Source organism: Mesorhizobium sp. M0074, from assembly GCF_040322975.1.
GTDB lineage: Bacteria > Pseudomonadota > Alphaproteobacteria > Rhizobiales > Rhizobiaceae > Mesorhizobium.
Genome location: NZ_JAMYUM010000017.1, coordinates 20,288 through 34,016 on the forward strand (window position 1 = coordinate 20,288; position 13,729 = coordinate 34,016).

Sequence of the window (13,729 nt, forward strand, 5' to 3'; positions counted from 1 at the left end):
AGGTTTCAGGCAACGCTCGACATCCACGAGGTCCAGTCGGAATGTCGGACGCCGCGCACCCTGCAATCGTCGAGACGAATAGAATGGGGGCGGGGCCGACGCGCTAGGCTGTCGTGGCTCCCATGCCCCAGCTCCGCACAGGCCAAGAATCTCTTTGCTCCTCCACGGTGAAATGAAAATTCTTGAGCCGCCGCGCTTCGATGCGTGGAAGCATGTCCGAAAACTGCGCCCTGGTGACTTCGAGGGAGAGACTCAGCGACGGCAGGCGATCGGCCTGGAAGAGCGTGCCCGCGTCTGAACTCCGTCTTCATGGGCGTGGGCGCCATGATCATGACGACGCCCGGCCACCTAAACGCCGGGTCCGGCATGATGAGCGTGGCGGGGAGAATGATATAGGTGAATTCGACCGACTGGCGGGGCGGGCCTGGCTGAACCACTTGGCCGAAGTTGACGTTGGCTGAGCCTACGATTTCGCCGCGCCACTCGCCCGCCACGATCGGCGGCAACTCAAGATGGCCGCCCTTTTTGCGGACAGTCATTCCGAACGTGTGCGCCAGGAAGCGTGGCAATATCGATACCCGCTGCCTCTAGCCTGCGCCTCGCCGCCGCGACGACCTCCGCGCCAAACTGCGGCGCGTGCCGCACAACGATGGCTTCGCCGGTCAGCTCCGGCATGTTCCGCTCCAGCAGCATGACAAAGCCGTCGGTGCTTTTCGCGCTCATGGCCCAGTCTTGAAGGGTTTGGACCACTCCCGCCCTTGCGACTTTCTGCCTAGTGCGGGCGAGCCGGGTCGTCTTTCCTCGCTCTTCGGACAGGACAAGCTCGAAGGCATGTATCGTCTGCCAGAAATCATGCTCCCCGGTCCGGGGTTTCTCTTTGGGTAGGACCGAAACCAGCTTGCGGAAAGCGGCGTCGGCCACGCCCGGCTCACCCTTGTCCCGGGCGTTCCTGATCCACGATTTCAGCTTTTCGGGATCGTTGCAGTTCTCGATCAGTCCCAGAACCTTCGCCACGTCGCTCATGCGGTCCTCCCTTTAGTCCCTGACCCGCAAGCCTGTCTTGCCCACCGCAGCGACTGCGAGGATTCGAGTAGCTTCCAAGACGAGGCCCAGCAAAATCAAGTGGCTCAGGTTACAATATGCGCGTTGGGCGTTCGGGCATACATGCTTACCGGAAAGCATGGGAATGCGGTATGCGGAAAGCAAGCCTAGCACTTGAAGCGTTCGTTGACGAAACGATCCAAAAAGGCCCGCGAGAAACGATACTTCCCGACAGTTTTCATAGCGATGCGTCATCAGCTATGCGTCCCCGCCATATGGTGCATAAGCCCTCGTTCTTGGCAGAACTTCGCGATCATGGTGAAGTTCCGGTCGGTGTAAAGGTCGTCGGGCAGCGCAACCTGGTGTGGTTAGTCGCAGTCGATGACCGATGGCGTTGGTGAGCCCCGACTGCGTTTGACCACTATTCGAAATGCATCGACTGGCCGCGCATCATCGCCAGGGTCAGTGCGACTGCGGGGTTTGCAGGCGGCTTCTCCATAAGCAGGGAGCCGTCGAAAATCGCGCCACGCCGCCATGCGCAATTCGTCACCGTCATCGACGGCTGCAGGGTCGAAAACGTGGGCATCGTAGGGATCCCGGTCAATCTCGATAGTCCAGTTCTTGAGCGCCTTGCGAGCCATTTCCTCCACCTGGGCAAGGTCGCTGGTGAAGAAGGGGATACGGTCGCCATCTTCCGAAAGGGGCTCAACCGCTCCAGCGTCGGCCGCTCGCACACCCAACCCAGAACGAAGGCAATATCGAAATCGATCTGGTGGTCCGGGCCAGCTGTAACCTCCAGCCGTTTGACGACGTCCGGATAGAGCTGCTTGCGCGCCGGCCACGTGTCCGGAAGCGCCTCGGCTTGCAATCTCGTTCGGGGAACGTCGATCAGCTCCATGATCTGATGGCGCGGAACTCTGTCCTCCGGCCAGCCCGCACAACATGCGGTCGTCGCAGCCTCGTCGGCCTCCATCCAAACCGAAGCAGCCCGGTCCTCGTCCTCGGTGGGCTTGTCGTCTTCCGGAAAGCCTTTGATGTCCCACCCTTCCAACGCGAACAAACCTTCCGCGCCCTGCAAAGCCGTAATGCCGGCCCGCGCGAAGACACCGCGTGCCAGTTCTTCGGGCGTTGCACCTTCAATGTTCAAGCGAAGTTCCATGGTTCGCCTCCTGTGCCAATCGCACCGACAGTGAACAAAATAAGAACATTGGAGTCAATAGGCTCTTGGCAACAGAGGAATTGGTTCCGTTTTTTCAACGGGATAGCCACCAGAGCGATGATCGGCGCTCCGTGTCGAATTCCAAGGCAACGGCTCCATTGCCGATCATGATGCGGACCGCTGCGGACGGGGACAGTCGGTCCCGCGTCCCGTCCTGCGGCCGGCGCTATGCTGACGCTCCTACGGCTGTCCTGTTAACCGTCCGCGGCGGGGGCGAATTTCCTCCGTCCCGCGCGCGACAATGTCCGCATTTGCGGACGCGCGCAGGACTGCGGCTTATGCGCCGTTTTTCCTTTGGGCGCCGGCAGTCGCCGGCGCGACGTCCAGCGGGGCATCGTGCCCTTCGACCGTATCGTCCTGTCGGCAAACGACTCTATCGGTGCCACCGAGTGAGCGGTCGCGCCAAACATTTCTTCCGCAGCGCCACCTCACCATGCCATTGACTCTTTACTAGGAAGAGAACAAATGAGGAACATACCATCAGCATTTCGCGTTCAGGGGACCAGATGAGTGCATCGGCGCCAAACGCTGCCATTTCCGATCTTCAAAATCGCATTGCGCGTCTCGAAGGCGGCAACACGCCCGAAAGAGCGGTGCTCCCTTTCGGCATTTCCTCTATCGACAGCCACCTGCCTGGGGGCGGTGTGGCACTTGGCGCGCTCCATGAAGTTGCCGGTGGTGGCAATGGAGCGATTGATGGCGCCGCCGCGTCGCTTTTTGCTGCAGGAATTGCGGCCAGGACGCAGGGCAAGGTGCTGTGGTGTGTGACGCGCCAGGATCTGTTTGCGCCGGCAATCGCCCAGGTCGGACTTCACCCGGACCGGGTGATCTATGTCGAAGCCGGTGACGACAAATCCCTGCTCGCCTGCTTCGAGGAAGGCCTGCGGCACATGGGGCTTGGGGCTGTGGTTGCCGAGGTTGCCCGGCTGTCGATGACGGCCTCGCGACGTTTGCAGCTTGCATCGGAAGGCTCCGGCGCCATGGGCATCGCCGTCCGCCGCTGGCGCCGACAGACCGAAGCCGCCGATTTTGGGCAGCCGACGGCGTCTGTCACCCGCTGGCGGGTTTCTGTGCTGCCGTCACGGCCGCTGCCTGTGCCAGGCGTTGGCCGGGCGCGATGGCAACTTGAACTGATCCGGTCTCGTGGAGGGGAAACGCTCGATATCGAAGTGGAGGCATGCGATGCCCAAGGTCGTCTCGCTCTTCCTTCCAAGCTGGTCGACCGACCGGCTCAGAAGGAAATTGGGCGACGTCTCGCCGCCACCGGATAGACCCTTGGTGCTGGTCGGGCGGCAAGGCAATCGTCGCTTGGTGATCGCGGCAGATCGCTCGGCTATGGAAGCGGGCCTACGCATCGGAATGCCGGCACGAAAGCGCAGGCCCTCATTCAGGGTCTGGTGGTTATGGACGCGGAGCCCGATGCCGACACGGAGGGATTGGAGCGGCTGGCGCTGTGGGCATTGCGGCGGTACGCGCCGATCGTAGCTGCGGATCCTCCGGACGGATTGGTCATGGACACCACGGGCGCCGATCACCTTCATGGCGGCGAACAGATGATGCTGGTCGATATGGTCGAACGTCTCTACCAGGTCGGCTTTTCGGCGCGGGCAGCGATTGCGGATAGCTGGGGTGCCGCTCACGCCGTTGCGCGTTACATCCGGCAGACCGTCAGCGTGGTCGCTGGCAACGCAACCCTCGACGCCATTCGTCCTCTGCCCATCCCGTCTCTACGGTTGCCCGACGCAATCGTCAGCGGTTTGCGCGTTTTGGGCTTCGACAGGGTGGGGGACCTTCTGCAGCAGCCTCGCGCACCCTTGACCCTGCGCTTTGGGCCCGAATTGGGCCGCCGTCTTGACCAGGCCACTGGCCGCCTTGCCGAACCGATCGAGCCGGTGCGGCCAGTGGAGGTGGTCGAGGTAAAGCATGCCTTTGGCGAGCCCATTGGTGCGGCCGACACTATCGCGCGCTACATCGGCAAGCTTGTGCAAGCGCTATGCCTCGAGCTGGAGACCAGGGGGCTAGGCGCCCGACGGCTCGACCTGCTGCTCTACCGCGTCGACAACCGGATCGAAGCCATTCGCGTCGGCACCGCCTTGCCCATCCGCGATGTCAAGCGGCTGACGCGTCTGCTTTGCGACAAGATCGAGCGGGTCGATCCCGGTTTCGGCATCGAGCTGATGCGCTTGTCGGCGCCTCGAGCCGAACCGTTGACGCCCAGGCAGACGATCTCCTCACTCATCGAACAACAGGACGCTGACATTTCGGACCTGATCGACATACTGGGCAATCGTGCCGGCGAGGAGATGCTTTATCGGTTTGCCCCGGTGGCCAGCGACGTGCCCGAACGATCAGTTCGGCGTGTCGCCCCCGCGTCGGTGGAGACCGGCGATGCCTGGCCAGACCATTGGCCGCGTCCGGCTCGTCTGTTCGCAGTGCCTGAGCCGATCGAGGCGATAGCTCTATTGCCTAATCATCCGCCACCGAGCTTTACCTGGAGAGGCATCCGTCGAAGGGTGAAGCGGGCCGATGGCCCTGAGCGCGTTTTCGGCGAGTGGTGGAAGCGCGACGCCGAACTTGCCGCGGTGCGCGACTATTTCCAGGTCGAGGACGATGCCGGCGAGCGCTACTGGATCTATCGCGCTGGCGATGGCGAGGATGCCGCGACCGGCTCCCATCGCTGGTTCCTGCACGGCATTTTCGGATGATCGCACCGTACGTCGAACTGCAATGCACCTCGCATTTTTCCTTCTTGCGTGGCGCCAGTTCCTGCGAGGAATTGTTTGCGCAGGCCGCCATAATGGACATGCCCGCACTTGCCATCTGCGATCGCAACAGCCTGGCCGGGATCGTGCGCGCGCATGAGGCGGCAAAGGCGACCGGCGTCAGGCTGATCGTCGGCTGCCGGCTGGATCTGGCGGAAGAGATTTCCATCCTGGTCTATCCGACCGATCGCGCCGCCTACTCGCGGCTTTGCCGCTTGCTGTCTCTGGGCAAGAAGCGCGGTGGCAAGGCGAAATGCGTGCTGCATTGGGCCGACCTCGTCGGCTATGGCGACGGCCTTGTTGCGGTGTTCGTTCCCGATCAGGCCGACGACACATCCTCGATGTGGCTGCGGCGACTGTGCGAAGCGTTTGGCGACCGGGCTTACATGGCGCTGACGCTGCGCCGCCGTCCCAACGACGCTTTGCGGCTGCACGATCTTTCCAATCTTGCCGGACAGGCCGGCGTGCCAACGGTCGTTACCAACGATGTGCTCTTCCACGAGCCGTCACGGCCCATCCTGCAGGACGTCGTCACCTGCATCCGGCACAATGTCACGATCGACCACGCCGGGCTGCGGCGTGAACGACATGCCGACCGCTATCTGAAGCCGCCGATTGAGATGGCACGCCTGTTCGGCCGTTATCCCGAAGCGATCGCGCATACCCTCGAGATCGCCGAGCGCTGTCGATTCTCACTGGACGAGCTTGCCTATCAATATCCCGAGGAACGCATGGTGCCGGGTCTGACACCGCAGCAGGCGCTGGAGAAACTGGACCTGGGAAGGTGCCACGACGCGCTTTCCGGAAGGCGTGCCGGACAAGGTTGTTGGTACGCTCAAGCATGAATTGCAGCTCATCGAGAAAATGCAATACGCGCCGTATTTTCTGACCGTCAATTCGATCGTGCGCTTTGCCCGCAGTCAGGACATCCTCTGCCAAGGCAGGGGGTCTGCCGCCAACAGCGCTGTATGCTATGTCTTGGGCATCACCTCGATCGATCCCGACCGCAATGACCTGCTGTTCGAGCGCTTCGTCTCGGAAGAACGCCGCGAGCCGCCCGATATCGATGTCGATTTCGAACATGAGCGCCGAGAAATCGCCATGCAATGGGTGTTCGATAACTATGGCCGTGAGCACGCAGCACTCTGCTCGACCGTCATCCGCTATCGTTCCAAAGGCGCCCTGCGTGATGTCGGCAAGGCTCTGGGTCTGCCCGAAGACCTAATCAAGATGCTGTCGTCGCAGGTGTGGGGCTGGTCGGACGAAGGCGTCCAACCAAAGCATGCGGAGGAACTGAACCTCAATCTCGGCGATCGCCGTCTGCGCCTGGCGCTTGACCTGGCCAGGCAGCTGATCGGCGCACCGCGTCATCTGTCGCAACACCCCGGTGGCTTCGTCCTGACTCGCGACAGGCTCGACGATCTGGTGCCGATCGAACCGGCCGCAATGAAGGATCGTCAGGTCATCGAATGGGACAAGGATGACATCGACGCGCTGAAGTTCATGAAGGTCGACGTGCTAGCGCTCGGCATGCTGTCCTGCATGAAGCGCGGCTTTGATCTCTTGTCACAGCACAGGGGATCAATCTGGATCTCGCCACGATCCCGGCCGAGGATCCGCGCACCTATGCGATGATCCGCAAGGCCGATACGCTCGGCAACTTTCAGATCGAATCCCGAGCCGTGTCAATGCTGCCGCGCATCAAGCCACGGACCTTCTATGACCTGGTAATCGAGGTGGCGATCGTGCGGCCAGGACCGATCCAGGGCGACATGGTACACCCCTACCTGCGGCGGCGCGAAGGCAAGGAGGAGGTTGTCTATCCCAAGCCGGAGCTCGAAAAGGTGCTCGGAAAAACACTGGGCGTGCCGCTGTTCCAGGAACAGGCGATGCGCGTCGCGATCGAATGTGCCGGCTTCACGCCGGGCGAGGCCGATCAGCTTCGCCGCGCCATGGCAACCTTCAAGCACACTGGCGGTGTCTCCAGCTTCGGCGCCAAGCTGATCGGTGGCATGGTGAAGAACGGCTATGAGCGCGAATTCGCCGAAAAGACGTTCAAGCAATTGGAGGGCTTCGGCAGTTACGGTTTTCCCGAGAGCCATGCGGCAAGCTTTGCATTGATCGCCTACGCATCGTCTTGGCTGAAATGTCATCACCCCGATGTCTTAACAATGCCCAGCCGATGGGTTTCTACGCACCCGCGCAGATCGTTCGCGATGCCGGTGACCACGGTGTCGAGGTTCGCCCGGTGTGTGTGAACGCGTCGCGCTGGGATTGCACGCTCGAGCCCACCGAAAGTGAGGACCGGTTTGCCGTTCGGCTTGGCTTGCGGATGGTTCGTGGTCTTGCAAACGCCGACGCCGCGACCATCGTCACCACACGCGCCGACCAATCCTTTGCGTCGGTTGACGACCTCTGGCATCGAGCCGGGGTTCCCGCGGCATCCTTGGTCGAGCTCGCCAGGCCGACGCCTTTCAACCCTCATTGTCGCTGGCCAGGCGTGAGGCCCTGTGGGCGATCAAGGCGCTGCGCGACGAACCGCTGCCGCTGTTTGCCGCGGCCTCGGCTCGCGAGCAGCAAACGGTGCCGGAGATCCGCGAGCCCCTAGTCGCGCTACGCGCCATGACATCAGGCGGCGAGGTGGTCGAGGACTATGGACATGTCGGGCTGACCCTGCGCGATCATCCCGTCTCCTTCCTGCGCGCCGACCTGCGCCGCAAGCGCATCGTCTCTTGCCGCGAGGCCATGCAGGCGCGCGATGGGCAATGGCTGGAAGCAGCCGGGCTCGTTCTGGTCCGGCAACGGCCGGGCTCAGCCAAGGGCGTGATGTTCATCACGATCGAGGACGAGAGCGGCATCGCCAATCTGGTTGTATGGGTGAAGGTATTCGAAAAATTCCGCAGGGTTGTGCTTGGTGCTGGCATGATTGGCGTATACGGGCGCATCCAAAGGGAAGGCGAGGTGGTTCATCTCGTCGCGCACCGGCTGAGTGATCTCTCAGCTGAGCTGGCCAGCGTTGGCGATCGCGATGCTGCCTTCCCCCTGCCGCATGGGCGCGGCGACGAGTTTCATCACGGCAGCCCGACGCCGGACCCGCGTGGAATGCACAAAGGGCCGCGGCCGCGAGATATCATCGATCCTTATCTGCACATCGACCAGATCAAGGTGAAGACGCGGGATTTCAAATAGGTGTGCTGGAGCCCCAAGGCGGCAAATGCCATAGTGGGGCGATGCGTCACGCGGCGGTTCGGAGCGCCCCGGCTCGAGGCACCAGACAAGGATAGGTGGAGCACCATGCAGAACGCGCAGTCGCTGACGTCCGCTGAGATCGCTTCGATCAGGGAATTGCTCGATCAAGTCCCTTCGCCCTCGCGGTTGGCCAAGGTGACCGATACCGAGCTTCACGGTGCGATCAACGCGCTCGACGGCGTCGCCGATAGTCGTTGGCAGGAAGCTCCTCCCGAGATCGTCTCGCCTCGGCGCGAGGGATTTCTGGGAATGGTGCTGGCGCGCAAGCGCCGGCAACTCGCCTATTCTCTGAAGCTTTCCAACCTGGTGCGGGATCCTTTCGCTTTCATGCCGGCAATTGCACTGACCGCAACAGGGGCAAACGCTCTTCCTGCTCTGGTCGCAGCACCGCCGGCAACCTTTCCCAGCTTCCTGGTGGCCATCGCCCTTGCCTGGCTGCGAGCGTTTGCACAGCCCATCGGTTACGGTGAGGCGGCACTGCTTCACCACATGAACCAGATCGCAGCCATCAAGGGAAAAGTCTCAGACGAGGATCTTGCCGACGCAGGGCGCATCCTGGTCGACGCCTACGGCTACGTCAAAGGACAGAACAGCAACGAGGTTTCCGCGTTGCTGGCAGCGCTACTCGCCTGGAAGGCAATCGAGCATTTCGATGGGGGGTTTCGGGTCATTGAAAGTGTGCCTTTCGGTTTCGGCCCGGTGGAATACGCGCCATGAATCCTCAGAGCATGTCTACCGAGACCCAAAACGCTGTGAAGAGCTCGTCAAGCCCCCACCGCGCTTTGGCCGCCCCAGTCGCTGCGCGGCAGCGTACGTCAGCGGATGCGGGCTTGAAAAAAAGCCGGGTTGGACATCGGTCGATGCGTTCCAGAGCATCGCAAGGTAGGAGCCCTCAAGTGGCCAGATCATATGAGCTTAGCGACAGCCCGACAGAAGGTTGCGGGTATACCCGTCCAGAGCCCAATCCAGATCGATCATTGCCTCGGGTGCGAACCTTGTAAGGTCGAACTTGTCGTTCGGGAACAGATAGATCTCGCCCTCCGAGTCGAACATTGGAGGAACCACCCCTGAATAGGATTGAGCGTGCATCGGGCTAAACGACGGGTTGTTCGACCGTCCCCTCGCGACTCCGAGCCCTAGCTCAAGCATGTAGCGCTCGGCTTCGTCCCAGGGAGCTCCTTGTCCTCCGGGCTGGTGCATCGCCATCGCTTCTATCGCCTGCTCCATAATCGATCGCCGATCCGGCAGACCCGTCCGAACGAGCGCTACATCGATCCACTTGGTCTCGTCCATACCAACTTGCCAGGGTTCGAGATTGGAACTGATCACCGCGAACGCAAACGCGCGGTCGCCCCTCTGCTTGAAGGATGGGAACAGGTTTGCCCACGGCTCCATGCTGTCGGGGAGCTGGACGCCCTCAAAATGGTCGTCGCCAAGGTTGAGACAAAGGTGCGCGATGGTGGCTGCGAGCCGATACGCCAAGGCAGCGTCCTTGATTTTCGCGTAGTGCGCAAACAGGTGGACCGGTGCGGAGTACAAGGTCAGACTCGGTGCGTACAGCCTGGCAAGACCGTCCTTCGTTATGTCGTCGGCCATTGCAGTCCGTTGGTTTTCCGGCACTTTGGCTTCGAGGTAGGTACGGACAACCGAATACTCGGACGCAACCGCCGTTGTTTCCAGGAGAGCGCCGACAGTCAGCGGCTGCCGTATGAGGCGGGCGCCGGTTTCGTGGTCTAGGAAGCGAACGAACAGGATAGGTCTGGACGGATCCAATCTGCCTGAGGGGTCGATCTCCTGGCCGGCAGAAAAGGCGATCTGCCAGGGACGCGCGGCACTGTGAGGCTCCTTGGATTCTACTAGCGTCTGATAGTATCTCGGAAACGTCAGGCGGCGCGTCTCGTCGTAAAGGTCCACGAACCACGGGAAGTCTGCCTCCGAGGGCGGCTTGCCCGCTGTGGGAAGCAGCCTGAAGGCCTGATAGACGCGTTTCAAGTAAGCGCGTCCCCAAATTGTTCCCACGACGTCAGCCCAATGCGTGAGTTCATGACTTATGGTCGCCAGGATTTCCGCGGCCTTACCATGGTCGTTGGCCAAGAGCGCTTTGGGCAGGTCCCTCCGGCTGTATTGGTCCAAAGTAACCATCTGAGACTGAGGGGAGAAAAAGGCCATCGTCACAGTGTTGGGGAAGCGGCTTTCCCTGCGTTCGACCATCCACTCTTTCACGAAATCTGACACGCGTGCCTCCTTCCCCATACAGCACAAACCGGATACCAACCGCCTATGGTGCGGCTCGAGGGTGCTCAGTTGTGAGGCCAGCGTAGCTGATGGAAGTAGCGGCCACTAGGCAATCAGTGATCGGGAGGTGCACATGTTTCGCGTGGACGTATCGTTGCCAACCCTACGATCCCGGACGCGCCGAATTCAACCTGGCTTCCGCTATCCTCAATGCAGCTGCCAAGGTAAGGCAAACCTCGCAATAAAGGTCAGTCGCTCCCCTCCCGTACGGTTTTTACCACCAGCGACCCTGCCGGGAGTGCCTTCAACAGCTCTGCCTCGGGGTTTGTGAGATGTATCCATGCCGCCCAATCCTCCGGGCGCAGCACCACAATCTGGCGATTGTGGATAGGCGCCACATGCGGCCCGGGTTCAGTCGTCAGCATTGCGAATGTCGGCGGCTTGTTGCCTTCGCCGTCGCGCCACAGTCCGGCGATCGCCATGAAGGGGGCGCCGTTGAGGGTGAAGCGATGGTTCGCCTTTGGCGACTTCTTTCCGGTGAATTCGAAGAAAGGCGATGCCGGAATAAGGCAGCGCTTGCTGTTGGCGAAACTCCGCCCGTCCGAGCGAAAGTTGAAGATCGGCCCGCCTTTGGGGCCGGAGGGCAGAAAGGCAAAGGTCATACGCGTGAGTTCGATTGTGTCGCCGGCGGCTCGCATGATCGGGGCGGGGTCACCGATGCGGATGTCATCCGCCTGTGGCAAATCCAGTTCGGTTTGATGGGTTGGAACGTCGAGCGCCATCGATTGCATCATGCGGCAATATTCGGCCAAGCGATATGCTGCTCGTAGTCATTGCACATAGCTGCCCCACGCTTTCGGTCAGTTGCAGACTACCCGGATAGCGCGGTTTATATGCGGCGCCACCTCCCCGAAAATCTTGCTATGCCCCGAAATCTTACGCAACGCGCTCGAGCACCTTGCGCGGCTGGTCGGTGATAACATCGCAGTGGCTCACAATGATGCGCTCAAGGTCCGGTTCGTCAGACCATTTGCGGAAAGCCGCGCCCAGCGCCTTGCCGTGCTTCACAGAAAACCACCTGCCAATGCGCGGCATGCTCGACCGGTCGACACCTAAGCCAAGCACACGTGCCATGATGTGGGGACCGATCCCATGACCGATAGGGTTCTGGCAACGCAGTTATGGAAGTGGACCGCCAATTCGCTACGCTTACAACGAAACTTTGGTCGCCCAGTATGCCGTGACAACTGGTGTTGCGTCATGGAGATAGTCGCCAAGTTTGGAGGGTATCTTGGCGCCTGCGCTCTTGAGATCCCCTAACGTGAATGGGTCGACCCACTGAACCTCGAGGCCGCTGTCACCCATGAGCTGAATCTGACTTGAAACAGGCAATATCTCAGATGGCAGATAGAGAGCGTTCCCCGACCCAGTGAAGAAAAAGGCCGAGCCGGTTCGCTCGCCAGGCGCTGAATTTCGAAACGCCGTCGACCATTCCCATGAAGGCGTTGTAAAGAACACGCCGCCGCCATTCTTCAGGGCTCTATAGACTTCCGTCCAAACGGCCGAAGAATTGTAGGGGTCCCCCAGAAGCGCCACGACGAGGTCGACGCTTGACGATTCAACGGGCAGGTCACCGGCGTCACAAACGAGGAATTCTGCCCTTCCGTTGAAGGCTGACCGCGAATGATTGAGCATGTCGAGAGATATGTCGGAAATCAAAAGCTTGGCGCCGGTGGCCTTCGGCATGGCTCCCAGTAGTCCGGATCGTCCCGCGCCGATTTCGAAAATCGTTCCCTTGTCAGGAACCAATTCGAAGTGCCGCTTCATCAGTGCGCCACTAGCAACACCGAAACCGGCACAGGTAGGATGCAGTTGGGCGTCATAATACTCATTGGCGACGGCAGAATAACTATTTTGCATCCAAAGGCTCCAGTAGCGGAATCTGCAGACGGCTCGCGGCAAGGGAGGCATCCAGTTCGCCAATCGCGCCATCCATGCGCAACTCGTTTACTTTTTTCTGGATGAACATGATCAACCCAGCTTTATTGTTTTCGTTCGTGAACGCATTCTCCATTGTGGAGTCCATGTAAAAAACGCCGCAACGAGTAAGCGTATATTCGAACGGTACGCTAATATAAGATGGGTATTTCGCCGCATGCTCGGCTTCTAACTGGGTCATCCCCCAAATACGCGCGATGTATTTGTATTTGTCCTCAGGCTCCACGGTCGCTAGATCGTCCGGCAATACGCCCTCTATTTCTGGCAGGTGTGAGCGCCATACGCGGCCCACGATTCCTCGCCGGATAGAAAACGAACGGCCAGCAGCGAGACCAGGAAGAGGAGTTCCATCTCCCGAAACGTATTCCAAAAGCTGCATCAATTGTCCCGCGAAAATCGGATCCTCAATGTAGATAGTCGCGCGGCATTTTGCGCCATCGAAATTCGTGTTGCGGTCCTTGAGCTCACTACCCACATCGGAAACGAAACGCGCAAAGTTCTGAGGGATGTTCGCCTCGACGACCTTCACGCGCAGTTGCGCTTCGATCTTCGCGCGTACGCTCGACAGCGCCTTCGACAAATCATCGCGCTCCCGCGCGATTTCCGTAATCTGCTCGCTTAATTCCAGCTTGAAACCGAAAAGATTCAACGTCCTAACTCTGCCCATGGCAGACGGCAAGACAGCAGGAAGAACACCGCTGCGAAGCAGCAGGTAGACCATCACGACCGCAGCCACAGGCCAGGCAAGAACCTTGTCGAAATGCTGATTAAGAAAACCGGCACACGGGGCAACGATTTCGGACCATAAGAGACGAAAAGGATCGCGCAACAGCAGCGTCACTGTTCCCAGCTGGGAAACTGGCACGCTGATCGTATCCGGTAGCAGCGGGTGCAGGACAAGGAGTAAGACAATAGCTACAGCAAAAATCCATAGAGATATCCGCAGAGAAGCCCGCCCGACTACACCAATCCATAGCGATACCCGTCTGACTGCGTCCATTGCCGACTTCCCCCAAACCAAGTCAATCTCAATATTTTCTACCGGACGTACAGCTGCTCCGCCAGCGCATCCCGCGTAATGATCGCCTCATCATTGGGGGCAAAATTGGCTTCTGTGGACCTTCGCCACGACGTGTACAATGCTTCCAATACCACCTCGCGTTTTGAAAAGTCAGGAAATAGCGATTGCATGGCAAAGATAGGCAAGGAACCCAAGTCTCCAATT

General features: G+C 60.2%; 8 protein-coding genes and 3 pseudogenes. 4 read left to right on the forward strand and 7 right to left on the reverse strand.

What is annotated here, in order from left to right; translation table 11 throughout:
* Positions 1 to 507: 507 nt before the first annotated feature.
* Positions 508 to 1,023, reverse strand: coding sequence for a hypothetical protein (locus NKJ73_RS22025; RefSeq protein ID WP_352570986.1), 516 nt, complete (start codon positions 1,021 to 1,023; stop codon positions 508 to 510).
* Positions 1,024 to 1,462: 439 nt separating this feature from the next.
* On the reverse strand, positions 1,463 to 2,200 hold the full coding sequence (locus NKJ73_RS22030; RefSeq protein WP_352570987.1) for a hypothetical protein: 738 nt from the start codon (positions 2,198 to 2,200) through the stop codon (positions 1,463 to 1,465).
* Between the two features lie 566 nt (positions 2,201 to 2,766).
* Between NKJ73_RS22030 and NKJ73_RS22035 the strand changes: the two genes are divergently transcribed.
* From NKJ73_RS22035 to NKJ73_RS22050, 4 genes and pseudogenes are all read left to right on the forward strand, one after another.
* Entirely contained in the window at positions 2,767 to 3,531 is a 765-nt protein-coding gene (locus tag NKJ73_RS22035; protein WP_352570988.1) for an ImuA family protein, read from the forward strand.
* Positions 3,443 to 4,965 (forward strand): annotated as a pseudogene (locus NKJ73_RS22040) (DUF6504 family protein). The gene NKJ73_RS22035 and the pseudogene NKJ73_RS22040 overlap by 89 nt, the downstream one beginning before the upstream one ends.
* Positions 4,962 to 8,211 (forward strand): annotated as a pseudogene (locus NKJ73_RS22045) (error-prone DNA polymerase). The pseudogenes NKJ73_RS22040 and NKJ73_RS22045 overlap by 4 nt, the downstream one beginning before the upstream one ends.
* A 105-nt stretch (positions 8,212 to 8,316) precedes the next feature.
* The gene (locus NKJ73_RS22050; protein ID WP_352570989.1) at positions 8,317 to 8,988 is read left to right on the forward strand and encodes a hypothetical protein; all 672 of its coding nucleotides are present in this window, start codon (positions 8,317 to 8,319) and stop codon (positions 8,986 to 8,988) included.
* A gap of 198 nt (positions 8,989 to 9,186) precedes the next feature.
* Here the strand turns inward: NKJ73_RS22050 and NKJ73_RS22055 are convergent, their stop codons facing one another.
* The 5 genes and pseudogenes from NKJ73_RS22055 to NKJ73_RS22075 form a co-directional block, all read right to left on the reverse strand.
* On the reverse strand, positions 9,187 to 10,506 hold the full coding sequence (locus NKJ73_RS22055) for a hypothetical protein (protein ID WP_352570990.1): 1,320 nt from the start codon (positions 10,504 to 10,506) through the stop codon (positions 9,187 to 9,189).
* A 248-nt stretch (positions 10,507 to 10,754) separates the two neighbouring features.
* A pseudogene (locus NKJ73_RS22060) lies at positions 10,755 to 11,347 on the reverse strand (SOS response-associated peptidase).
* A gap of 95 nt (positions 11,348 to 11,442) precedes the next feature.
* Complete coding sequence (locus NKJ73_RS22065; RefSeq protein ID WP_352570991.1) at positions 11,443 to 11,574, reverse strand: hypothetical protein; 132 nt, start codon at positions 11,572 to 11,574, stop codon at positions 11,443 to 11,445.
* Between the two features lie 141 nt (positions 11,575 to 11,715).
* The gene (locus tag NKJ73_RS22070) at positions 11,716 to 12,426 is read right to left on the reverse strand and encodes a class I SAM-dependent methyltransferase (protein WP_352570992.1); all 711 of its coding nucleotides are present in this window, start codon (positions 12,424 to 12,426) and stop codon (positions 11,716 to 11,718) included.
* Positions 12,416 to 13,504, reverse strand: a complete 1,089-nt coding sequence (locus NKJ73_RS22075; RefSeq protein WP_352570993.1) for a hypothetical protein — start codon at positions 13,502 to 13,504, stop codon at positions 12,416 to 12,418. The genes NKJ73_RS22070 and NKJ73_RS22075 overlap by 11 nt, the downstream gene beginning before the upstream one ends.
* Positions 13,505 to 13,729 lie beyond the last annotated feature (225 nt).